The organism is Pseudomonas sp. UF-293 (assembly GCF_058245595.1).
Map to the genome: position 1 here is coordinate 13,466 of NZ_JBSICA010000041.1, position 23,377 is coordinate 36,842.

Here is a 23,377-nt window from a genome sequence, read left to right on the forward strand (position 1 = left end):
GCGTTTTTCCCTCTCAAGAAATCAGTTTTTCCAGATCATCGAGGGATAGACGTTTGAGGGCCTCCAGTGATTTAGCCAATTCATCCTGAACGGGCGACATTTCGACGCGCAGGGCTTCGATCCGCGCGCAGAAATCCTTGAGGGTGTCGGTTTCGAACAACGCCTTGAGCGGCACCTTGTCGCCGAGGCGCTCCTGCACCCGAGTCACCACCAGCGTCGCCAGTAACGAATGGCCGCCGAGCTGGAAGAAGTTGTCCGCCAGCCCCACCCGCTCGACTTCCAGCACTTGCTGCCAGATCGTCGCGACCTCCCATTGCAGATCGCTTTGTGGCGCCTGGTATTGCTCCTGCGTCGGGCCCTCGCCCAACGCCATCAGCGCCTTGCGATCAAGCTTGCCGTTGGGCGTCAGCGGGATCGCATCGATCAGGTGCAGATGCCCCGGCAGCATGTGCGCCGGCAAGCGACTGGCCAAGGCACTGCGCACCCGCTCGGCCAGCGTCGACCGCTCGCTGTCCGGCGCAGCGACGAGGTAGGCATGCAGGTGTTTGCCTGCGGCGCCGTCCTGCGCCAGTACCACCGCCTCGCGAATATCGTCGAGTTCCAGCAGGCGCGCTTCGATCTCGCTGAGCTCGATGCGGAAACCGCGAATCTTCACCTGATGGTCGGCGCGACCGATGTACTCGATGTTGCCATCGTCGCCCTGGCGCACCAGATCGCCGGTGCGGTACAGGCGCTCGCCGTTGCTCGCGTAAGGATTCGGCACAAAGCGTTCGGCGGTCAGCGCGGCGCGACGCAGATAGCCACGCGTCACCCCGGCGCCAGCGAGGTACAGCTCGGCCGCCACGCCCTCGGGCAGCGCCTGCAACTGACTGTCGAGCAGGTAGGCCACGGTGTTATCCAGCGGCCGGCCAATGTTCGCCCGGCCCTTTGGCGTGCGCAGGGTGAAAGTTGAATAAGTGGTGTCCTCCGACGGCCCGTAGAGGTCGTAGACCTGCCGCACCTGAGTGCTGGCGTAGAGGCTGTCGACCAGACTCTGCTTGAGCGGTTCGCCGGCCAGATTGATGGTACCGACCGACGATGGAATCTGCTCGGCCCTTTGCAACGCGGCAATCGCCGACGGCACGGTATTGATCAGCGTGACCTGCTCGCGCGCTGGCAAATCGGCCAGCGCCAGGGCGTTGTCGGCCAATACCAGACAGCCACCGCAGGCCAGCGTGACGAAGATTTCCCACACCGACAGATCGAAGCAGATCGACGTCGAAGCGAGCACGCCGCGCAATTGTTCTTCGCGATAGACCCCCGCCGACCATTGAATCAGCGCCGACAGATTGCCGTGGCTGATCGCTACGCCTTTCGGTTTGCCGGTGGAGCCGGAGGTGTAGATCACGTACGCCAGATTGTCTGCCGCGAGATTAACCAGTGGCGCAGTGGCCGGGTATTCGCTGGCGACATTCTCGTCCACCAACAGCACCTGCGCACTCAAGGTTTCGGGCAGCATCGCCAACGCCGCTGGCTCAGTGAGCAGCACCGCCGCGCGGCTGTCGTCGAGCATGTGCAGCAAGCGTTCCTGCGGGTAATCCGGGTCCAGTGGCACATAAGCGCCACCGGCCTTGAGGATCGCCAGCAAGCCGACCAGCATCTGCGGCGTGCGGCGCATGCACACGCCGACGCGCACTTCCGGCCCGACGCCCATGCCTTGCAGCTTGTGCGCCAGACGATTGGCCCGGGTATCGAGGCCTTGGTAATCGATGGATTGCTCAGCGAACAGCACCGCATTCGCCTGCGGCTGACGTTGCACTTGCGCGGCGATGTGCGCCAGCACCGTGCGTTGATCCGGCGTGGCAACCGGCGCCTTGCCCCACTCGATCACTTGTTGCCGTTGTGGCTCGGCGAGCAGTTGCAGCGCGCCCAGCGGCTGTGTGGCGTCGGCGAGGAACTGCTCGAGCAGGCCTTGCAACTGCGCACTCAACGCGCGGATCGCTTGAACGTCGAAGCTGGCCTGATCGAAACTTACGCCCAGACTCAGCACGCGGCCGGTAACCGCCACCAGCGTCAGCGGATAGTTGGTCTGCTCCTGACGGCGGATTGCCGAGAACTTCAGACCCGTCTGCGGGCCCTGCGCCAAGGCCTCCGCCATCGGGTAGTTTTCGAACACCAGAATGCTGTCGAACAACGCCCCGGAACCCGTACCGGCCCAGCGCTGAATGTCATACAGCGGCGTGTGTTCGTGCTCGCGCAAGGCCAGGTTGAGAGCCTGCACCTGTTGCAGCCATTGATTCACAGCGATCTCGGCCGACGGCGCTGCCACCACTGGCAACGTGTTGATGAACAGGCCGATCTGCTGCTCGACGCCCGGCAAATCGGTTGGCCGTCCGGCGACCGTCGCGCCGAACGCCACGTGGTCCTGGCCGGTGTAGCGCTGCAACAGCAGCAGCCACGCCGCTTGCACCAGTGTATTGAGGGTGACTTTCTGCTCGCGGGCGAAGCGGTTCAGTTCGGCGGTCAGCTGTTCGCTGAACACATGCTCGTGATCGGCATAGCCGCTGGCCGCGTGCCTGACCGGTATGGCGCTGGCCAGTCGCGTCGGCTGTTCAAGGTCCGCCAGCGCCGCGCTCCAGAACTGTCGACTGGCCTGTTGATCACGTCCCCCGAGCCATTCGATGTAATCGCGATAACGCCCCTGCCCTGCGCTCGGTGTGATGCCGGCGTAACGCTGCAGCACTTCGCCGAACAACTGCGAAGTACTCCAGCCGTCCATCAGGATGTGATGGCAGGTGTAGATCAGGTGATGGGTGTGTTCAGCGCTGCGCACCAGCGTCACGCGCAACAGCGGCGCGTCGAGCAGATCGAAGCCACGTTGCAAATCTTCAGCGGCGAGATGATCAAGCGCGCAATCAAGATCATCGCGCCCGCGCCAGTCCTGCACTTGCCAAGGCATCTGCACACGGCTGCGCACCACTTGCACCGGCGCGGCGGCATCCTGCGGCCAGACGAACGCGGTACGCAAAATGTCGTGAGCATCAACAGTTTGCTGCCAGGCCTGGCGGAAGCGCTCGGCATCGAGCTGCTCGACATCGACGCGCAGCTGATTGGTGTACGCCGGGCTGTCCGGCTCGTTGCGGCTGTGGAACAGAATGCCTTGCTGCATCGGCGACAGCGGGTACAGATCGACGATGTCACGCGGCGCCATCGGCAGCGCCGACAACTGCGCTTGCGTGAGATGGGCGAGGTTGAAATCCGACGGTGTCACGCCACCGTGGCCGCTCTCGCAGCAATGTTCGATCAGGCGTTGCAGTTCGCGGCGATACGCCTCGGCCAACGCCTCGATGGTCTCGGCGCGGTACATGCCGCTGCCGAAGGTCCACGTCAGCTCCAGCTCACCGCCGAGCACCTGACCGTCAACACTCAGCCAATTGCCCAGCGGCGCCTGCCCATCCTGATTGGCGCCGGTGCTGTCGGCGCTCGGCAGGAACAACGCGCCTTGCTCAGCGCTGAACGCGCCGTCGAACTGGCCGAGGTAATTGAAGGTCACCCGTGGTTGCGCGAGCGTCTGCAACTCGGCAGAGCGCGTGAGGTAACGCAGCACGCCGTAACCGATGCCTTTGCCCGGTACGGCACGCAGTTGCTCCTTGATCGCACAAAGCGATGCAGCGGGACTCGTCTGCGGGGTCAGGCGCACCGGGAACAGGCTGCTGAACCAGCCGACCGTGCGGCTCAGGTCGACGTCATCGAACAGGTCTTCACGACCGTGACCTTCGAGCTGGATCAACACCGACGGCTGCTCGCTCCAGTCACACAGCACCCGCGCCAAAGCCGTCAGCAACAGGTCGTTGATTTGCGTGCGGTAAGCCGCCGGGGCGACTTTCAGCAGCTTGTCGGTCAGTGCCGGGCTCAGGCGCGTACTGGCGCGGGCGGCCTGGGCGCGGGTCTGGCTGTCCACGGCGAAGTCCCGTGGCAGTGCCGCGTCATCCGCCGCAAGAGTCTGCTGCCAGTAAGCGCTTTCGGTCGCCAACGTTTCACTCTGAGCATAACGGTGCAATTGCCCGGCCCAGTCGTGCAGCAAACTGCTCTGGCCTGGCAACACCGACGCCGTCCCCGCCGCCAATGCCTGGTAAGCCAGCTGCAAGTCTTCGAGCAGAATGCGCCACGACACGCCGTCGACCACCAGATGATGAATCACCAGCAACAAGCGCTGCTCGGCATTCGGCAGAGTGACCAGCACCGCACGCAGCAAATGCCCGCGTTGCAGATCGAGGCTGCGCTGCGCCGCGTCGGCCACGGCCGGCAAGGCATCGAGACTTTCCAGTTCGCGTGCCCAGAGCAGTTCGGCATCGCGCTGGGTCTGCGGCAACGCCTGCCAGCTATCGCCCGACTGCACGAAGCTCAGGGCCAAGGCCTCGTGCTGTTCCACCAACGCTGCCAGCGCCGTACGCAGATGCGCGGCGTCCAGCGCCAGGGTCGGTTGCAGCATCACTGACTGATTCCAGTGCTGGCGCTGGGCAATCGGCGTCTCGAAGAAACGCACCTGGATTGGCAGCAACGGCAACGGCCCGCGTGCCACTGATGCCGCGATGGCAGCCGGTTTCGCTTCGATCAGTTTGGCCACAGCAGCCAGTTGGCCTATGGTCTGTTTTTCGAACAACTGCTTGGGGCTCAGCTTGATCCCCTGGCGCTTGGCGCGGGCGATGATCTGCAAACTGAGAATCGAGTCGCCGCCCAGTTCAAAGAAGTTATCGCTGCTGCCGACCCTTTCGAGCTTGAGCACCTCGGCCCAGATCGCGGCCAGTTTTTCCTCGATCTCACCGACCGGCGCGACGAACTGCTGGCTGACCACCCCGGGCACTGGCAACGCACGCTTGTCGAGCTTGCCGTTGGCGGTCAACGGTAGCTTTTCCAGCAACACTAACTGCGCCGGCACCATGTAATCCGGCAGCCGCACCTGCAATTGCTCGCGCAGATCCTGCGCCTGCTCCTTCGCGCCCACTGCCGGCACGCACCACGCCAGCAGTTGCAGGCGCGCCGGATCGTCATCCAGTGGCAGCGCGAGCACGGCGGCTTCGCTGACGCCATCAAGGCTGAGCAACACCCGCGCGACTTCCGCAGGCTCGACGCGATAGCCGCGCACTTTGACCTGATCGTCGGCACGACCGATGAATTCCAGCGCCTGCTCGCGATTGCGCCGGACCCGGTCGCCGCTGCGGTAGACCCGCGCGCCCGCTGCGCCGAACGGGTCGGGCAGGAAGCGTTCAGCGGTCAGCGCCGGCTGATTCAGGTAGCCGAGGGCAACGCTGTCGCCGCCAATGTACAACTCACCGGCAACCTGATCGGCCACCGGGTTGAGCACATCGTCGAGCACATAGACATGCGCACCGGCCAACGCCGTGCCGACCGGAACGCTGCGCGATTGCGCAGCAAGTGCCTCAACCTCATGGGTCAGCACGCCCACGGTGGTTTCGCTTGGTCCGTAGTGGTTGATCAGGCGGCAGCCCGGTTTCAGTTGCTGCACACGCTCGACCAGCGCTGGCGAACAGGCTTCGCCGCCGACGATCAGTGCGTGTTCCGGCAACACGTCGGCAGGCTTGGCCGCCTGCAACAGCGCGGCGAGATGCCCAGGAACGATTTTCAGCACGCCCACGCGATGGCGGGCCATGTATTCGGCAAAGCGGTCCGGGTCGAAACCGAGTTCTTCCGGCAGCACATGCAGCAGTCGACCCGAGCACAACGCACCGAACAGCACGGTGAAGCCCAGGTCGGCGGCGATGGTCGAGACCAGCGCCATGCTCGCCTCGGGTGCCGGCGCCGGCGCCAGACGCTCGAGGACGCCGCGCACATAACTGCCCAGTGCGCCGTGGCTGACCAATACACCCTTGGGCTGCCCGGTGGAACCGGAGGTGTGAATCACGTAGGCCGGCGACTGCGCATACAGCGTCAGCTCAGGCGCTGACGCCGGCAGCGACTGCCATTGCCCCGGTGTGAACGTCAGACCCTGACAGCCCTCACCCGCCAATTCGCTGAGCCGTGCATCGCCTTCAGCACCGATCAGCGCACGGGCCTGCGCAGCGCCGAGCATCTGCTTCAGGCGCGCGCTTGGCGCCTTGACGTCGAGCGGCATGTACACCGCGCCAGCCTTGAGAATCGCCAGCAGGCAAGTCAGCCAGTCCAGCGAACGCTCGAGCAGCACCGCCACCGGATCGCCGACATTGACGCCCTGCGCACGCAAATAATGGGCGAGACGATTGGCTTGTTCATCCAGCGCCTGGAAAGTCACCGTTTGCTTGAGATCACCAGCGGCCAGCGCCTGCGGCTGCCGGGCCACTTCACGCGCCCAGTGCTGCAACACCGTCAATGCCGGTTCGTGTTGAATTGAAAGCGCAGCGGGCCGTGGTGTGGCAACCGTGTGCAGTGGCGCCTGCGGCGAGTTGAGCAACTGTGTAAACAGATCCAGCAACATCGGTACAAAACCGGCGACCGTTTCCGCCCGATAGAGATCGCTGGCGTAGGTCATCTGGCCATGGATCAGCGCGCCGTCGTCGGTGATATCCAGCGCCAGATCGAAATGCGTGCCGTCCTTGGCCAGCGGGTATTCGCTGACGGTCAGGCCGGGCAAAGCCATCGAGCGCTGTTTCTGCATGCCGACGTTCTGGTTGAACTTGGCCTGGAACAACGGGTTGTGGCCCAGGGTGCGTTCGGCGACCAATTCGTCGACCAGTTGCTCGAACGGCAATTCCTGATGTGCCTGTGCGCCGAATGCCGCTTCACGCACCTGCGCGAGCAAATCGGCGAAACTGCCGCGCTCATCGACCTGGCAACGCAGCACTTGGGTGTTGACGAAGAAACCGATCAGCCCTTCGACTTCGGCACGGCCACGGTTGGCATTCGGCACGCCGACACGAATGTCGCGCTCGCCGGCCAGACGCGAAAGGAACAGCGAGAACCCGGCCAGCACCAGCATGAACAGGCTGATACCTTGGCTGCGGGCGAAGGCATTGAGCTGTTGTGACAGGTCGGTGCCGAAATCGAAGCTCAGGGTCTGCCCGGCGAAGCTCTGGCTCATTGGTCGGGCAAAGTCCGGCGCCACTTCCAGCAGCGGATGCTCGTCGCCCAGTTGCTGACGCCAGTAGTCGAGCTGGCGCTCGCCCTCCCCGGCCTCCAGCCAGCGCCGCTGCCAGATCGCATAGTCGGCGTACTGCAACGGCAGCGCCGGCAATTGCGGTTCGCGCTGCAGGCTGAAGGCCTGATAGCACTGCACGAATTCCTTGACCATGACGTCCATCGACCAGCCATCGGAGACGATGTGATGCATGCTCACCACCAGCACGAACTCATCGTCGGCCAAAGCAAACAGGCTGGCGCGCAATAACGGGCCGTGGCGCAGATCAAACGGTTGCGCGGTGACGTCTTGTACGTGTTGCGCGAGCAGTTCTTCGCGCTCTTGCGCGGCGGTGCCGGTCAGATCGAAGCGTTCCAGCGCAATACTTTGTTCCCCGAGAATCAGCTGATGCGCTTGATCGCCGTCGGTGTGAAACACCGTGCGCAATACTTCATGGCGCGCCAGCAGATGATCGAACGAGCGGCTCAGGGCCGACTCATCCAGCCGGCCTTTCAGACGCAAGCCAGCGGCCATGTTGTACGCGGCGCTTTGCGGTTCCAGTTGCCAGAGAAACAGCAGGCGCTGCTGGGCGAATGAAAGGGGAATCTGCGCGCAGTCGTGGCGGCTGACCGGCAGCGGCAACAGGCTGAAATCCTTGCCCTCCTCGCGCAATTTGGCGAGAAACAGCCGACGCTGTTCCAGCGACAAGCCGACGAACCTTTTTGCAATACGTTCCGCCATCGTGCCGCTCATACTTCTTCTCCTTGCAAAGCATTCATGAACTGATCCAGGTCGGACCAGTCGTCGTCGCCGCTCGCCTCGGCCAGTTGCCCGAGCACTTCGGCGAGATCCGCCAGCAGCGGTTTTTCGAACAGGCTGCGCAGCGGCAGCACCACCCCCATCTGCTCCTTGACCCGCGCAATCACCTGCGCGGCCAGCAACGAGTGGCCGCCCAGTTCAAAAAAGTGATCGTCCAGGCCCACACGCGGCACGTGCAGCACCTCGGCCCAGACCTGTGCCAGACACTGTTCGGCCGGCGATCGCGGGGCGCGGTAATCGCCCTGCAACTGCGCCGGATCCGGTGTCGGCAAGGCCTTGCGGTCGAGCTTGCCACTCGGTGTCAGCGGCAGGTTCGCCAGCAACAGCAGATGCCCCGGCACCATGTAATCCGGCAGGCTGGCTTGCAGCGCAGCGCGGGTCTGCTGACGGAACGCCGTTTGCGTCGCCGCGCTGGCAAGCACCGCAGGCTCCGTCACCACGTAGGCGACCAGTTGCGCACCGCCGGCGAACGGCACCGCCAGCACCACCGCTTCGCGAACGCCCGGACATAGCTGCAGGCGCGATTCGATCTCGCCCAGTTCAATACGGAAGCCGCGAATTTTCACTTGATGATCGACCCGGCCGACGTACTCCAGCGCGCCATCGCTGCGCAGTCGCGCACGGTCGCCGGTGCGGTAAAGGCGCTGGCCGTCGGCGCACGGGTCGGCAATGAACCGCTCGGCGCTGAGGCTCGGCTGGCGCTGATAACCGCGCGCCAGCCCCGGCCCACCGATGTACAACTCGCCCACCGCACCTTGCGGCAGCAGGTTCAGATCATCGTCGAGCACGTACAGACGCCGCGCCGTCAGGCCCTTGCCGATCGGCATGCCGCGCCACGACACGTCCTGCGCGGTCAGCGCGCTGCAGTCATGAATCGTCGAGACCACCGTGGCCTCGGTCGGGCCGTAGGTATTGAGCAGGCGCACATGGCCGAGCCCGGCCTGCTGCCACAAGCGCAAGCCGTCCACGGCCATGGCTTCGCCGCCGACGTGAATCTGCCGCAGCGCGCCGAAACTGGCCGGCGGTTTCGCCGCGTATTCCTGCACCAGCCAATACCAGTACGCCGCCGGCAGGTCGGCCAGGGTGATGCCCTGATCGATGATGACCTGATGCAGCGTCGCGCTGTCCCACAACGGCGCGTCGCGCATGATCACGCTGGCGCCATGGCACAGCGGCGGGAAGAACTGCTCGACGAAACCGTCGAAGCTGCTGGTGGCGAATTGCAGAACCCGGTCGCCTTCGCGCAGATCGCTGTAGTCGATGGCGCGGGCGATGAACTCGCTCAGCGCGCCATGACTGACCGCCACGCCTTTCGGCCGCCCGGTGGAGCCAGAGGTGTAGATCACGTAAGCGAGGTTGTCGGCTTCGACCGTGATCGACGGGTTGTCGCTTTGCTCGCTGGCGGGCAATTGCTCCAGACACAGGCACTCGATGCCGTCGAGCGGCGGCAGGCTGGCGAGGCTTTGCTGATCACTGAGCAACAGTTTCAAACCACTGTCAGCGAGCACGTGGCGCAAGCGTTCGGCCGGGGTCTGCGGATCCAGCGGCACATAAGCACCACCGGCCTTGAGCACGGCCAACAGCGCCACCGCCAGTTCCAGGGTGCGCCCCAGCGCGACGCCGACCAATACGTCCGGGCCGACACCCTGTGCGCGCAACTGATGGGCCAGACGATTGCTGCGGGTGTTGAGTTCGTCGTAGCTGACTGCCGGCGCAGGCGCTGTGGCCAACCGCACCGCCGGGGCTTGCGCAGTGCGCGCGACTTGCGCTTCGAACAGGCTTTGCGCGCTGGTGAAACGAGGCGCTGGCGCGGTGGTCTGGATCAACCCTTGGCGTTCGTCTTCGGCGAGCATCGCCACTTCGCCGATCAACTGCTGCGGATCACGGCACACCGACTGGAGAATGTTGCGCCAATGCCCGGCCAGCGCGGCAATGGTTGAGGCATCAAAAATATCCGTGGCGTAAGTGAAGGCAGCAAACAGTTGCTCGCCCTCCTCGCGGGTGTCGAGCATCAGGTCACTGGTGGCTGCGTGTTGCCGAGCGCTGCCGGCCAGTTGTTCTTCGCTCAGATAACCCACGCGCAAGCCGCAGGCCAGTTGCGCCTGGTGCAGATCGGTGACCAGCGGCTGGTGGTTGAACATCACTTGGAACAGCGGATTGTGGCTCTGGCTGCGCGCCGGTTGCAGGGCTTCGATCAGGGCGTCAAAGGGCAGATCCTGATGGGCCTGGGCGCCGAGTGCAGCCTGGCGCAGGTTCTGCAGCAACTCGGTGAAGGGCGTTTGTGCGGTGACCACGCTGCGCAGAATCTGGGTGTTGACGAAGAAACCGATCAACCCTTCGGTTTCACTGCGGGTGCGGTTGGCGATCAGCCCGCCGACACGAATATCGGTCTGACCGCTGTAGCGATGCAACAGGGTCTTGAACGCCGCCAACAGCACCACGAACAAGGTAACGCCCTGGCGCTGGGCAAGGTTTTTCAGCTCTTCGCGCAAGGCAGCGTCGATCACCGTTTCCAGGCGTGCGCCCTGATGGCTGGCTTGCGCCGGATAAGCGCGATCGGTGGGCAATTCCAGCACGGGATGCTCGTCGCCCAGTTGCGTGCGCCAGTAGTCCAGTTGCCGCTCGCGCTCGCCGGCCTCCAGCCAACTGCGCTGCCACAGCGCGTAGTCGCGGTAATGCACGGTCAGCGGCGCCAGGGTCGGTTCACGCCCGGCGACCAACGCGTCGTAAGTGCGCATGAATTCGTCAATCAGGATGTTCATCGACCAGCCGTCGGCGATGATGTGATGCAAGGTCAGCAGCAGCACGTGTTCCCGGGCGGCCAGACGCAACAGACGCAGACTCAGCAGCGGGCCGTTCTGCAGATCGAAGGCCTGGGTCGCTTCGGCCATCATGTGCTGCTGCGCCTGCGGCCAGCGCGGGGCTTCGGGCAACTCGCTCAGGTCAGTCAGAGGTAGTTTCAGAGGTTGAGGCTCGGCCACGCGCTGGAAGGCACGCTCGCCGTCCTGGCCGAAGGTGGTGCGCAAACATTCGTGGCGCGCAGCCAGACGGCTGAAGGCCTGTTCCAGCGCCTCAACGTTTAGATCGCCCTCCAGACGCACGGCCATCGGCAGGTTGTAGGCTGCGCTGGTCGGCTCCAGCTGCCAGAGAAACCACATGCGCTGCTGCGCGTAAGACAGGCCGTCACGCTCGGCGATGCCGTCGCAGGCGGTCATGGGCAGCTGCGCAAAATCGATGCCTTCGCGGGCCATGCCGGCGAGGAACAGACGGCGTTTGTCCTGGGGCAATTCGATAAAGCGGCGGGCTAGTTTCTGTGCGTCTGCGGCATTCATGCGTGGAGTCCTTGCTGATCGGCGGCGTGACCTGGAGACCCGGTCGTATCAACAAGAACGAATGGCCCGCGCGATGATTTAGCGCGCCAGCGGCAATCGCGGCCCGACGGTACAAAGGCCAGGCAGACAAATGCCGAAGCCAGTACAAGCCCAGCTTCGGCATTTAAGTTGAAGAGTTGCGAAGCGCTCAGCCCGCGTCCTGCGAATGCCCCTCGGCCATCGCCACGATGACTTTGCGCGGCCCTTCGAACGGTGAGCGCGCGTGAGCCGAGAGCATGTTGTCGAGCATCAGCACATCGCCCTCCTGCCAGGGGAAACTGATCGCACAGTCGTCGAGCACCGCACGAATCTGCGCCAGCACCTCGTCCTCGATCGGCGAGCCGTCGCCGTAGTAGACGTTACGCGGCAGGTCTTCTTCGTCGACGATGTCGAGCAGGCTTTCGCGCACGTCCGCTGGCAGGTTGGAGATGTGAAACAGGTGCGCCTGATTGAACCAGACGTGATCGCCCGTTACCGGGTGCACCGCTACCGCCTGACAGGTCTGGCGCGTGCGTAGCTCACCGTCGTCCTTCCACTCGCAGATAATGCCGTGGGCTTTGCAGTAGGCCTCGACGACTTCGCGGTCTTCGGTGTTGAACACGTCTTCCCAAGCCACATCGAGGCCATTGCCGAAGTTGCGCACGTACATCAGGCCTTTACTGACGAAACGCTCACGGATCGCCACCGGGATGCGTCGGTACACTTCGCGGCTGTCGGCAATCGGCGTCTCACCGCCGGACTTGGCGGCGATCATGCTGTAGAACCAGATCTTCATCGGCCAGTCGCGCGAATACGCTTGTTCGTTGTGCAACGGAATGCTTTGGTGCGCCGGGTATTCGGTGGAGGTGTACACGCCCTGGGTGACGTTGGTACGCGGCGTCGAGCCGAACTCGTAGTTCAGCAAGGGATGGCCGAAGCTCGCGGCAAACTGGCGAAACTGCTCGGCGCCGTCGAGGCGGAAGCCGCGAAACAGCACGCCACCGTCGCGCAGCAGATGCTCGTCGACCAAGGCCTTCAATTCATCGAATACCGCCAACAGATCGGTGTCGGCATCGCCCGCCTCGACCAGCAGCGGCAAGCGCCCGCGCTGCGGCAGCAGCGGCCGCACGGAAAATCCCAGAGCAACAGCCATGACTGGCCTCCTGAATATGCGTGATAAATAAGTCGCGTCTCAGAACGCCGGTTGCGCGGCCTGCGCATGACGCCGGTGATGCACTTCCAGATGCGTCTTGATCGTGCGAATGACCCGCGCCTCGTGCTCATGAATGAAGAAATGCCCGCCGGTCATCATGTCCACCGAGAAACTGCCCAAGGTCTCTTTGCTCCAGCCGATCAGTTGTTCGGTGGTAGCGCGGTCTTCCTTGCCACCGAGCACGTGCACCGGGCAATTGAGCAAGGGCCGCTCGGCAGGCGTGAAGCGCCCGCACATCATGAAATCGGCGCGCAGCACCGGCAGCGTCAGGCTCATCAACTCTTTATTGGCGAGGACTTCTTCGCTGGTGCCCTGAAAGGTGCGCAGCTGTTCGATGAGTTCTTCATCGCTGCGCGGTTCGGCAAAGCCGCGGTCGTAGTCGCTGCGCATGGTCGGCGCGGCGGTGCCGGAGGCGAACAGCGCCAGTGGCTCCGGCACACCCAACTCGCGAAAGGCATGGGCCATTTCGCAGGCGAGCAATGCACCGAGGCTATGCCCGAACAACGCGTACGGGCCTTGCAACCCCGCTTTGTGCTCGCGCGCCAGTTGCCGCGCCAGTGCGCGCATGTCGGTTTGCAGGGGCTCATCGAACCGCGCGCCACGCCCCGGCAGTTCCACCGGTTGCAATTGCAGCCACGTCGGCAGTTGGCGCCGCCAGCGGCTGTAAACCATGGCGCTGGCGCCCGAATAGGGCAGGCACAGCAATGTCAGCTTGGTCACCGCGCTTTCCTTGAAAAATGTGTCTGCAAGAAAGACGGATCACTCGCCGGACAAATTAGTCGCCCTGCCGTTAAATTCTCCCGCCAGCCGCTCGTTGCCTGTTCAGGAAAAAAACAACAATCGCGAGGGAATCACCGTGGACCTGCAGAGCATTCTGGGCAAGTTGTTCGCCAACGCCGGCGCGGTCGGCATCGAGGGGGTTTTCCAGTTCATCTTCAGTGGGCAACAGGCCTACTGGTATGACATCAAGACCAGCCAGCGCACGGAAGTCGGGCGCCACCCGCGTCCGGACGTGACCATCGAAGTCGCGGAAAAAGACTTTCTCGGGATCATGGCCGGCGTGGTCAACGTCGAGGAGCTGTTCGCCAGCGGTCGCCTGAAGATCGGCGGCAACATGGGCCTGGCGACAATGTTGCCGCAAATCATCGACCACGCCCGCCAGGGTGGCGGCACGGTGGAAAAGGTCGACATGAACAAACGCTACCCGACGCCATCGCGCTTCAGTGAAAAGCTCACTGCCGCGCTGCCGCGCCAGACCAGCGTCGAACGCCGGGCGCGCGCCGAGTTGAGCCGACACGAATTCGAAACCCGTTATCTGCCCAACGGCATTCCGTTGGTGATCAGCAATGCGCTGCACGACTGGCCGTTGTTCAGGCTGAGCCGCGAAGAGTCGCTGGTGCATTTCGCCGAACTGCAGGGCATCACCCGCCATGGCGATTATGTGAAGAAGACCTTTTCCACCGAGCGTGATTTCCGCTCGACCTCGATGGCCGAGTTCATCGCCTCGCTGGACAGCCCGGCAGTCAAAGGCGCGGACGGCGAGCCGCCGGCGTACATGGGCAACAACATTCTGCCCGCGCAATTGTTGCAACAGATCCAGTACCCGCCCTACTTCGACACGTCGCTGTTCATCCCGCCACGTATCTGGATCGGCCCCAAGGGCACGCTGACGCCGTTGCACCGCGATGACACCGACAACCTCTTCGCCCAGGTCTGGGGCCAGAAGAAATTCACCCTTGCCGCGCCGCATCACCGCGAGGCGCTGGGCACTTGGTCGACCGCGCCCAAGGGTGGTCTGGATGGCTGCGATTTCAACCCGGACGCGCCGGACTATGAACGTTTCCCGGAAGCGCGGGAGGTGACGTTTTTGCGCGTGACGCTGGAGGCTGGGGATCTGCTGTTTTTGCCAGAGGGCTGGTTCCATCAGGTGGAGTCGGTGTCGACGTCGCTATCCGTCAACTTCTGGATCAACTCAGGACGAGGCTGGTAACCCCTTTTCCTGTAGGAGCGTAGGAGCGTAGGAGCTGACGAGTGCAACGAGGCTGCGATCTTTTGATCTTGATCTTGATCTTGATCTTGATCTTCAAAATCCAAAGTCAAAGTCAAAGTCAAAAGATCGCAGCCTCGTTGCACTCGTCAGCTCCTACAGCTCCTACAGCTCCTACAACAGGATTGTTATTTCAAGTGACGGAAACTTTGAAACGCTGAAACCAGCACCACCGCCCCCGCTGCGATCGCCAGCCAGAAGCCGCTGCGCGCGCCGAACGCGTCTACCAGCGCGCCGGAGCCGGCGGCGCCGATTGCCACTCCGATGCTCAGTCCGGTCACCAGCCAGGTCAGGCCCTCGGTCAGTTTGGCCGGTGGCACGATGCGTTCGATCAACGCCATCGCCACAATCAACGTCGGCGAAAAAAACAGCCCGGCGATAAATACCGCGATCGACAAGCCGAGGATGTTGCTCGCCAAAAGCAGCGGCAGCGTGGTCACCGCCGTCGCCACGCCACCGTAGAGAAACAGTCGCGGCAGTGGCAGTTTCGAGCGCATCGCACCGAAGGCGATGCCGGCCAGGCACGAGCCTATGGCATACACCGACAAGACAATGCTCGCCGCTGCCGGCTGGCCCTGATGTTGAGCGAAGGCGACGCTGACCACATCGATGACCCCGACGATCACCCCCATCGCCAGCATCAACGCCAGCAGCCATTGCACGTCAGTCGAGCGAATGATCGAGCCCTGATGCTGCGACTCCTGCGCGTGCACCGCTGGCTCGGTGCTGCGCTGGGCGACAAACGCCGTCACGCCGATGGCCAGCGCCAACAACGCTGCCAGCGGCCCGGCCTCGGGAAACATCGCGACCGACAAACCCACCGACAGCGGCGGCCCGACGATGAAACACACTTCGTCGAGCACCGATTCCAGCGCATACGCCGTCTGCAATTGCGCCTGGCCCCGGTAGATTTCGGTCCAGCGCGCCCGCACCATCGCCGACATGCTCGGCATGCAACCGGCCAGCGCGGCGAACACGAACAATGTCCAGTTCGGCGCCTGCAAACGCGTGCACAGCAGCAACATCAACAACCCGCCGCCACCGGTCAGCGCTGCGATTGGCAGCACCCGCCCCTGCCCATAACGGTCCACCAACCGCGATACCTGCGGCGCGCAAAAAGCCGTGGCCAAGGCAAACGTCGCCGCCACCGCCCCCGCCAGCGCATAACCGCCGTTCAACTGCGCAAGCATGGTGATCAGACCGATACCGGTCATGGAAATCGGCATGCGCGCCAGCATCCCGGCCAGCACAAACGCACGGGCGCCGGGGGCGGTGAACAATTCGCGGTAGGGGTTTGCCATCGATTGCAGCCTCATCAGGGGCGGCCAAGTTGCCATAGCCTTGAATGCCGGGGAAGCGCGCAATTGTTAGCGGTCTGTGAAGACCCCTTCGCTCGCACATTCGAAATGCAGTCCCCTGTGGGAGCGAGCCTGCTCGCGAAGGGGCCCGCGCAATCACCGCATCCAGCAAATGAACTCTCAGCGTCTGCCATCAGTCAGCTACTTAAGTCTCTTGAACCAAGGCGCGAATCGTCATGCAGATTTCCCTCGCTCATCAGGTGGCGCTGGTCACTGGCGCCAGCTCCGGCATCGGCCATGCCGCCGCCAAAGCACTGGCCGCCGCCGGCGCTGCGGTCGTGATCAACTACAACAGCAGCGCCAAACCCGCCGAAGAACTGGCTGCACAGATCAACGCCGAAGGCGGCAAGGCCCTCGCCATCGGCGCCGACGTCTCGAAAGAAGAAGAGGTCGAAAGACTGTTCGCCAAGACCGTCGAAGCCTTCGGCTCGCTGGACATTCTGGTGGCCAATTCCGGTCTGCAGAAAGACGCTGCCGCCGTGGACATGACCCTCGACGACTGGAACACGGTGATCGGCGTCAACCTCACCGGGCAGTTCCTCTGTGCGCGTGCGGCGTTGCGGATTTTCCAGCGTCAGGGCGTGCGCGAAGGGGTATCGCGCGCGGCGGGCAAGATCATTCACATGAGTTCGGTGCATCAGCGCATTCCGTGGGCGGGGCATGTCAATTACGCGGCGTCCAAGGGCGGCGTCGATCAGCTGATGCAGAGCCTCGCCCAGGAAGTCAGTCACCAACGCATCCGTATCAACAGCATCGCGCCCGGCGCGATCAGCACGGCCATCAACACAGAAGCCACCGCAGGCGCGGCCGGCGAAAAACTCCTCGAACTGATTCCCTACGGGCGCATTGGTGATGTCGAGGATGTTGCCAATGCCGTGATTTTTCTCGCTTGCGATCTGTCTGACTACATCGTCGGCACCACCCTGTTCATCGATGGCGGGATGAGCCTCTATCCGGAGTTTCGCGGCAATGGCTGAGCCTGAAATGGAACAACAAAGCGCCATCGGTGCTCACGGCATCATCGGCGACATGCGCAGCGCCGCACTGGTCAACGACAAGGGCAGCGTGGATTTTTTCTGCTGGCCGGAGTTCGATAGCCCGACGATTTTCTGCTCGCTGCTCGACACACCTGAAGCAGGGATTTTCCAGCTCGCGCCCGACTTGCCGGATGCGCGCCGGGAACAGATTTATCTGCCCGACACCAATGTCTTGCAGACCCGTTGGCTGAGCGAACACGCGGTGGTGGAAATCACCGATCTGTTACCCATCGGCGACGATGTCGACGCCCTGCCCCTGCTGATGCGCCGAGTGCGCGTGGTCAGTGGTACGGCGACGTTCAATCTGCGGTGCGCGGTACGCCACGACTACGGCCGCGCCGAAACCCGGGCAGAGATTGACGAAAAAGACGTGACGTTCCACGCCGCTGGCCAGCCGTCGATACGTCTGGCTTCAGATCAGGCACTGCAGATCGATGCGCAAGCGGCCGTCGCGCAATTCACCCTCAAGCACAATGAAACCGCCGCGTTCATGCTCGGTGGCAGCGACGACCCGCGCTTTGCCGAAGGCGCTGCCGAATTGTGCATGGAGCGCACTTTGAAATTCTGGCGCGGCTGGATCGGCCAATCCAACTATCGCGGACGCTGGCGGGAAATGGTCAATCGTTCGGCCCTCGCCCTGAAACTGCTGACCTCGCGGCGCCAAGGTGCAATCCTCGCCGCCGCCACCTTCGGCCTGCCGGAAACTCCCGGCGGCGAGCGCAATTGGGATTACCGCTACACGTGGATCCGCGATGCCTCGTTCACGGTTTACGCGTTCATGCGCCTGGGCTTTGTCGATGAAGCCAACCACTACATGCAGTGGCTGCGCGGAAGGGTCAGCGATTGCTGTGGCAAACCGATGAAACTCAACATCCTCTATGCCATCGATGGCCAGCAGGAACTGCCGGAAACCGAACTCACGCACCTGTCCGGCCACGGCGGCGCGCAACCGGTGCGCATCGGTAACGGCGCTTATGACCAAATCCAGCTCGACATCTTCGGCGAGCTGATGGACGCGGTGTATCTGGTCAACAAGTACGGCGACGCGATCTCCCACGAAGGCTGGCGGCATGTCGGCGAAGTGGTCGATCAGGTCTGCGAGAACTGGCAGAGCGAAGATGTCGGCATCTGGGAAATGCGCGGTGAGACCCATCATTTCCTGCACTCGCGGCTGATGTGCTGGGTGGCGCTGGACCGGGCGATCCGTCTCGCTTCCAAGCGTTCGCTGCCGGCACCGTTCGCCCGTTGGGATGAGACCCGGCAAGCGATCTACACCGACATTTGGGACAACTTTTGGGATGAAGAACGCGGGCATTTCGTCCAGTACAAGGGCGGTACCGCGCTGGACGGCTCGATGCTGCTGATGCCACTGGTGCGTTTCGTCAGCGCCAAGGACCCGCGCTGGCTGTCGACTCTGCAAGCGATCGAAAAAACCCTGGTGCGCGACGGCATGGTTTATCGCTATCGCAACGAGGACGCCAATATCGATGGCCTCAGCGGCACCGAAGGCGCCTTCGCCGCGTGTTCGTTCTGGTACGTCGAATGCCTGGCCCGCGCCGGGCAGGTGGAAAAGGCTCATCTGGAGTTCGAGCAATTGCTGCGTTATGCCAATCCATTGGGGCTGTACGCCGAAGAGTTCGACAGCCATGGCCGGCATCTGGGCAACACGCCGCAAGCGCTGACGCATCTGGCGTTGATCAGTGCCGCGAGTTTCCTTGATCGTAAATTGAGTGGCGAGAAGAGTTCCTGGCAGCCGTAGCGCTGTTTTTTCGTCAGCGCATGTCAGACCGATCCCTGACTGGACGGGATTTTTCCACAACGGGCCTGCCCGCCAGCCAACGGCAACAGGCCCATACCCAACGTGAAACCTGCACGGCGGTTATGTCTGGCGACAGTCTGTGTAAAAACCGCGCCTACAAAAGCCACACACGTTACGTTGAAACGCTTCCCGCAACGTACGCTTGCACGCCGAAATACCTTGTTGCCAGCCGTTACATCCACACCTACCATCCAGCGCAATGGTCGATACAAGAAGCCAATACCTCAGTCAGTTCCATTTCCCTCTGGAAGAGGGCCAGGGTGAGGGGCTTTTGATCTTTTACGGGCACAGCGGAGCTGTCCAGCCACCCCCGAATTCAAGGAACCGGAATGCCTCACCACGTCCAGCGCAGCATCGCCTCCCCTCTTCGCAGCGGACTGACCCGCACCCAGCTCTGGGAAGCCGCCGACAAAGGCCTGATCAAATGTTGGGAAATCGGCCGCCAGCGCGCCGAACGTTTTCCTGAACTGGCCCAGCGTTGCCTGGCCGGTGAATTGCCGGTGCTGGGCTGGAAGGGTGGCGTGAGTCGCAGCCTGAAGAAAAACGAGAAATACGGCTCACTGAAATATCTGGCGCAGTGGCAGGGTCTGCGCGGTGAGGATCTGGATATTGATCTGGCGCAGGAGCGCTCGCTGGTGTGTTCGCGGACAAAGATGAAGGTGACGTTTACCCCGGATCGGACGAAGTATTTCAATCAGATCGCGGAGCTTGAGGCGTAGGGCTGCCTGGCAGGCGTCCCGTCAGTTGAATTGTGCCGCGCAGCCCTTTCGCGGGTCCAGAGTGTTTGTTGCGATTCAAACGGAGTGGTTAGTCATGATCGAAACCGTACTCACGCCAACCCTGACCATCGCCTACGAACAGCATGGCCAGAACAACGGCGCCCCGGTGATTCTGCTCCACGGCTTCCCCTATTCCCCGCGCACCTTCGACGAAGTCGCCCCGGCGCTGGCCGCGCAAGGCTACCGCGTCATCGTGCCGTACTTGCGCGGTTATGGGCCAACCAGTTTCAACAACGCGCAAACCTTGCGCTCGGGCCAGCAAGCCGCCATGGCGCAGGACCTGCTCGATCTGATGGATGCGCTGGGCATCGAACAGGCCACGCTTTGCGGTTATGACTGGGGCGGTCGGGCGGCGTGTATTGTCGCGGCGTTGTTTCCGGCGCGGGTGCGCGGGCTGGTCAGCGGCGATGGCTACCTCGTGCAGGACATTGCGGGTTCGGCTCAACCGCTAGCCCCCGAAGACGAACACCGGCTCTGGTATCAGTACTACTTCCACACGCCCCGTGGCGCCGAGGGTCTGAGGCAGAATCGCCGGGAGTTGTGTCAGTTGCTCTGGCGGCTGTGGTCGCCGACATGGGCGCGAAAGGACGAACGCTACGCGCTGACCGCTGGCGCTTTTGATAATCCTGATTTTGTCGACGTGGTGATTCATTCCTACCGGCATCGCTTCGGATACGCCTCGGGGGATCCGGCCCTGGAGTGGATGGAGGAAGCGCTGGCCACACAGCCGGTGATCAGCGTACCGAGCATTTCGCTGTGCGGTGCCGATGATGGCGTCGGCCCGCCTTCGCTGATTGATGAAGATGCCGAGCATTTCAGTGGTTTCTATGAGCGGCGCGTATTGGCCGGCGTCGGGCACAACATCCCGGAAGAAGCGCCGCAGGAAACCCTCAAGGCGATACTGGATCTGTTACAGCGCTGACCGAAAACCGCTCCCGATAAGCCTGCGGCGTCACGCCAATGGCACGGAGAAAACTGCGCCGCAGCGTCTCTTCACTGCCAAACCCGCAATTGGCGGCGATGCGTTTGACCGGCAGGCCGGTATCGCTGAGCAGTCGCCGGGCGGTTTCGACGCGGATCAATTCGATCGCCCGCGCCGGGGTCTGGCCGGTGTCGGCGCGGTAGTGGCGGATAAAACTGCGTTCGCTCATGCCGGCCTGTTCGGCCAGCGTCGGGACACCGAGGTCGCAAGTGAGGTTTTCGGCGATCCAGGCGTGCAGTTCATCGAAACGGTTGCCTTGTTGTTGCAGCGACAGCGTCACGCTGAATTGCGCCTGCCCGCCCGGGCGTTTCAGGAAGACGACCAAGTGCCGGGCGACGTCGAGGGCGATATCGCGGCCGAGGTCTTCTTCGACCATGGCCAACGCCAGATCGATGCCGGCCGTGACCCCGGCGGAAGTCCATACCGGGCCGTCGTTGATGAAAATCGGGTTGGCTTCGACACGCAGATTCGGATGTTGCTCGGCCAATTGCTCGCAGCGCGTCCAGTGCGTCACCACGCGGCGGCCATCGAGCCAGCCGCTGGCGGCGAGCAGAAAAGCCCCTGTGCACACCGAAGCCACCCGCCGGCAGCCGCGCGCATGATCGCGCACCCAGTCGACCAATTGCAGGTCTTCCGATGCCGCATAAATGCCCCAGCCACCCGAGATGATCAAGGTGTCGCTGGGCGTTTGCGGCAACGGTTCGGCGAGCACCGCCAACCCCGCCGATGACATCACCGCCCCGCCGCCGCTGGCGATCACGCTCGGCGCATAGGGCGTCGGCAAACCGCGCTGGCGAGCCAGATCGTTGGCCGAGGCAAACACCTGCAGCGGCCCGGTGACATCGAGAATCTGCATATTGGCGAACGCGAGGACGTGAATGGCTTTAGGCATTTGGCGTAATTCGTGGGTTGATTGGCGTATGCGCCAGAACCTACCCGCCTACAGTGAAGTCGTCCACTTCTTTCAACGGAGCAAGAACGATGACGCTGCAGATCGGTTTTCTGTTATTCCCGCAGGTCCAGCAACTCGACCTGACCGGCCCTTACGACGTGCTCGCCTCGTTGCCCGGCGTGCAGGTACACCTGATCTGGAAGGATCTGATGCCAGTGACCTCCAGCACCGGCCTGCTGCTGAAACCGACCACGACCTTCGACGACTGCCCGGATCTCGATGTGATCTGCGTGCCCGGCGGCGCTGGCGTCGGGCCGTTGATGGAGGATCCGCAGACGCTGGACTTCATCAAACGTCAGGCCGCGCAGGCACGTTATGTGACCTCGGTGTGCACCGGCTCGCTGGTGCTTGGCGCGGCGGGTCTGCTGCAGGGCAAGCGCGCGACCACGCATTGGGCGTATCACGAGTTGCTGCCGACGCTGGGGGCGATTGCGGTGAAGGATCGGGTGGTACGCGACGGCAATCTGTTTACCGGTGGCGGAATCACCGCTGGCATCGATTTCGCCTTGGTGCTGGCGGCGGAACTGGTCGACGCCGACACTGCGCAACTGGTGCAGTTGCAACTGGAATATGCCCCGGCACCGCCGTTCAACGCCGGCAGCCCGGACGTGGCACCGAATGCGATTGTCGATGAAGCGCGGTTGCGCGCAGCGCTATCGTTGAAACTGCGCACCGAAATTACCGAGCGCGCGGCGGCCAAACTGGGCCTGCGCTGATATCCAGCTGAATGCAAAACATGTGGGAGCGAGCCTGCTCGCGAAGGCGGAGTGTCAGTCGCCTGTGATGTCATCTGGAAAACGAACCTCGGCCTGCGCTGATACCGAACGCCCACCGATTTCTGATTGAAATGATCCAATGTGGGAGCGGGCTTGCTCGCGAATGCGCTGTGTCAGTCACCTGTTCTGTATCGGTGACACCCCATTCGCGAGCAAGCCCGCTCCCACATTGGGTTCTGTATATGACTATCCAGCGTTACGTTGTCCCGGTTTGTCGCCACACCTTCACTTGTCCCACCTCCCTCGCCCGTGTAGAAAGCCCCTTCCAGAAATCTCGCACAAGGATTTTCGATGAAGGCGCTGCCCTGGCTCTATCTCGCGCTGCTCGGCCTCGGTTACGGATTGGCCCTGAGCTACGGCCAACTCGGTTGGCTGGCATTGATCTCCGTGGGGCTTTTGCTGTTCGCCGCGTTCGCCGTGCGCCAGCAGCAAGTACCGTTTGCGCGCTGGCTTGGCCATGGCCTGTTCATCGTTTTGGCCGTGGCACTTGCGCTGCACTGGTTACCGGGCTTCGCCAACGGACGCGCGATCAACCCGCAACGCTTCACGGACAACGCCGTGCCGTTTGCGATGTACCTCAACCTCGACAAACCGCTGGTGGGCTTCTGGCTGCTGCTGGTCTGTCCGTGGATCGTCGCGCGGCGGTCGTTGCGACTGACTGTTTATGCCACCGCCCTCGCCCTGACGCTGTGCGCAATTCTCGCCCTCGGCGGCGCGCTGTTGCTGGGCGTAATCGCCTGGGCGCCGAAGTGGCCGGATCAGGCCTGGCTGTGGGTGCTGAACAATCTGTTACTGGTGACGCTGGTCGAGGAAGCATTGTTTCGCGGCTATATACAAGGCGGACTCAGCCGTCGCTTCAAGCACTTGCCCTATGGCGACAACCTCGCGCTGCTGTCGGCCTCACTGCTGTTTGGTCTGGTGCATGCCGGCGCCGGCTGGACCTGGGTGTTGCTGGCGGGACTGGCCGGGGTCGGCTATGGTCTGGCCTATCGTTTCGGCGGACTGAGCGCGGCGATCGCCACGCATTTCGGCCTGAACCTGTTGCACTTCGGCCTGTTCACCTATCCGATGCTGGCCAGTTGACGCAAGCGCGGTTTTGCGACGCCGTACTTAAATCTGAAAAAAAACTTCAATAAAAACCTGTCAGCGCCGACA

General features: G+C 62.9%; 13 protein-coding genes. 7 read left to right on the top strand and 6 right to left on the bottom strand.

Going from position 1 to position 23,377, the window contains the following annotated elements; all coding sequences use genetic code 11:
* Positions 1-13: 13 nt before the first annotated feature.
* From AC4IHP_RS25825 to AC4IHP_RS25840, 4 genes are all read right to left on the bottom strand, one after another.
* Positions 14-7,843 (bottom strand): amino acid adenylation domain-containing protein, encoded by a 7,830-nt coding sequence (locus AC4IHP_RS25825; RefSeq protein WP_490833072.1) that lies wholly within the window; start codon positions 7,841-7,843, stop codon positions 14-16.
* Entirely contained in the window at positions 7,840-11,241 is a 3,402-nt protein-coding gene (locus AC4IHP_RS25830; protein WP_490833073.1) for an amino acid adenylation domain-containing protein, read from the bottom strand. Before AC4IHP_RS25830 ends, AC4IHP_RS25825 begins: the two co-directional genes overlap by 4 nt.
* A 187-nt stretch (positions 11,242-11,428) precedes the next feature.
* Positions 11,429-12,412, bottom strand: a complete 984-nt coding sequence (locus AC4IHP_RS25835; RefSeq protein WP_490833074.1) for a TauD/TfdA family dioxygenase — start codon at positions 12,410-12,412, stop codon at positions 11,429-11,431.
* Positions 12,413-12,451: 39 nt separating this feature from the next.
* Positions 12,452-13,192: a thioesterase II family protein gene (locus tag AC4IHP_RS25840; protein ID WP_490833075.1), complete on the bottom strand. Its 741-nt coding sequence runs from the start codon at positions 13,190-13,192 to the stop codon at positions 12,452-12,454.
* A gap of 136 nt (positions 13,193-13,328) precedes the next feature.
* Between AC4IHP_RS25840 and AC4IHP_RS25845 the strand changes: the two genes are divergently transcribed.
* Positions 13,329-14,462: a cupin-like domain-containing protein gene (locus tag AC4IHP_RS25845; RefSeq protein WP_490833076.1), complete on the top strand. Its 1,134-nt coding sequence runs from the start codon at positions 13,329-13,331 to the stop codon at positions 14,460-14,462.
* A gap of 185 nt (positions 14,463-14,647) precedes the next feature.
* On the opposite strand, the gene AC4IHP_RS25850 is transcribed toward AC4IHP_RS25845, so the two are convergent.
* Entirely contained in the window at positions 14,648-15,820 is a 1,173-nt protein-coding gene (locus tag AC4IHP_RS25850; protein ID WP_490833077.1) for an MFS transporter, read from the bottom strand.
* A gap of 233 nt (positions 15,821-16,053) precedes the next feature.
* Here AC4IHP_RS25850 and AC4IHP_RS25855 point away from each other — a divergent pair, with 233 nt between their 5' ends.
* The 4 genes from AC4IHP_RS25855 (at position 16,054) to AC4IHP_RS25870 (ending at position 20,434) form a co-directional block, all read left to right on the top strand.
* On the top strand, positions 16,054-16,854 hold the full coding sequence (locus tag AC4IHP_RS25855) for an SDR family oxidoreductase (RefSeq protein ID WP_490833078.1): 801 nt from the start codon (positions 16,054-16,056) through the stop codon (positions 16,852-16,854).
* Positions 16,847-18,673: a glycoside hydrolase family 15 protein gene (locus tag AC4IHP_RS25860; protein ID WP_490833079.1), complete on the top strand. Its 1,827-nt coding sequence runs from the start codon at positions 16,847-16,849 to the stop codon at positions 18,671-18,673. The genes AC4IHP_RS25855 and AC4IHP_RS25860 overlap by 8 nt, the downstream gene beginning before the upstream one ends.
* Positions 18,674-19,062: 389 nt before the next feature.
* Positions 19,063-19,452: a hypothetical protein gene (locus tag AC4IHP_RS25865; RefSeq protein ID WP_490833080.1), complete on the top strand. Its 390-nt coding sequence runs from the start codon at positions 19,063-19,065 to the stop codon at positions 19,450-19,452.
* Between the two features lie 94 nt (positions 19,453-19,546).
* A complete protein-coding gene (locus tag AC4IHP_RS25870; protein WP_490833081.1) occupies positions 19,547-20,434 on the top strand; it encodes an alpha/beta fold hydrolase in 888 nt (295 codons plus the stop codon).
* Here AC4IHP_RS25870 and AC4IHP_RS25875 read toward each other — a convergent pair.
* Positions 20,403-21,386 (bottom strand): GlxA family transcriptional regulator, encoded by a 984-nt coding sequence (locus AC4IHP_RS25875; protein WP_490833082.1) that lies wholly within the window; start codon positions 21,384-21,386, stop codon positions 20,403-20,405. The two genes, AC4IHP_RS25870 and AC4IHP_RS25875, sit on opposite strands and share 32 nt — an antisense overlap.
* Before the next feature lie 89 nt (positions 21,387-21,475).
* Between AC4IHP_RS25875 and inhA the strand changes: the two genes are divergently transcribed.
* Both inhA and AC4IHP_RS25885 read left to right on the top strand, forming a co-directional pair.
* A complete protein-coding gene (inhA, locus tag AC4IHP_RS25880) occupies positions 21,476-22,162 on the top strand; it encodes an isonitrile hydratase (protein ID WP_490833083.1) in 687 nt (228 codons plus the stop codon).
* Between the two features lie 351 nt (positions 22,163-22,513).
* Positions 22,514-23,305, top strand: coding sequence for a CPBP family intramembrane glutamic endopeptidase (locus tag AC4IHP_RS25885; RefSeq protein ID WP_490833084.1), 792 nt, complete (start codon positions 22,514-22,516; stop codon positions 23,303-23,305).
* Positions 23,306-23,377 lie beyond the last annotated feature (72 nt).

Excerpts from the sequence above, each read along its gene's own strand:
- AC4IHP_RS25850 (WP_490833077.1), bottom strand. The coding sequence starts at position 15,820 with ATGGCAAACCCCTACCGCGAATTGTTCACCGCCCCCGGCGCCCGTGCG.
- AC4IHP_RS25870 (WP_490833081.1), top strand. The coding sequence starts at position 19,547 with ATGATCGAAACCGTACTCACGCCAACCCTGACCATCGCCTACGAACAG.
- AC4IHP_RS25865 (WP_490833080.1), top strand. The coding sequence starts at position 19,063 with ATGCCTCACCACGTCCAGCGCAGCATCGCCTCCCCTCTTCGCAGCGGA.
- AC4IHP_RS25860 (WP_490833079.1), top strand. The coding sequence starts at position 16,847 with ATGGCTGAGCCTGAAATGGAACAACAAAGCGCCATCGGTGCTCACGGC.
- AC4IHP_RS25825 (WP_490833072.1), bottom strand. The coding sequence starts at position 7,843 with ATGAGCGGCACGATGGCGGAACGTATTGCAAAAAGGTTCGTCGGCTTG.
- inhA (WP_490833083.1), top strand. The coding sequence starts at position 21,476 with ATGACGCTGCAGATCGGTTTTCTGTTATTCCCGCAGGTCCAGCAACTC.
- AC4IHP_RS25835 (WP_490833074.1), bottom strand. The coding sequence starts at position 12,412 with ATGGCTGTTGCTCTGGGATTTTCCGTGCGGCCGCTGCTGCCGCAGCGC.
- AC4IHP_RS25875 (WP_490833082.1), bottom strand. The coding sequence starts at position 21,386 with ATGCCTAAAGCCATTCACGTCCTCGCGTTCGCCAATATGCAGATTCTC.
- AC4IHP_RS25855 (WP_490833078.1), top strand. The coding sequence starts at position 16,054 with ATGCAGATTTCCCTCGCTCATCAGGTGGCGCTGGTCACTGGCGCCAGC.
- AC4IHP_RS25885 (WP_490833084.1), top strand. The coding sequence starts at position 22,514 with ATGAAGGCGCTGCCCTGGCTCTATCTCGCGCTGCTCGGCCTCGGTTAC.
- AC4IHP_RS25830 (WP_490833073.1), bottom strand. The coding sequence starts at position 11,241 with ATGAATGCCGCAGACGCACAGAAACTAGCCCGCCGCTTTATCGAATTG.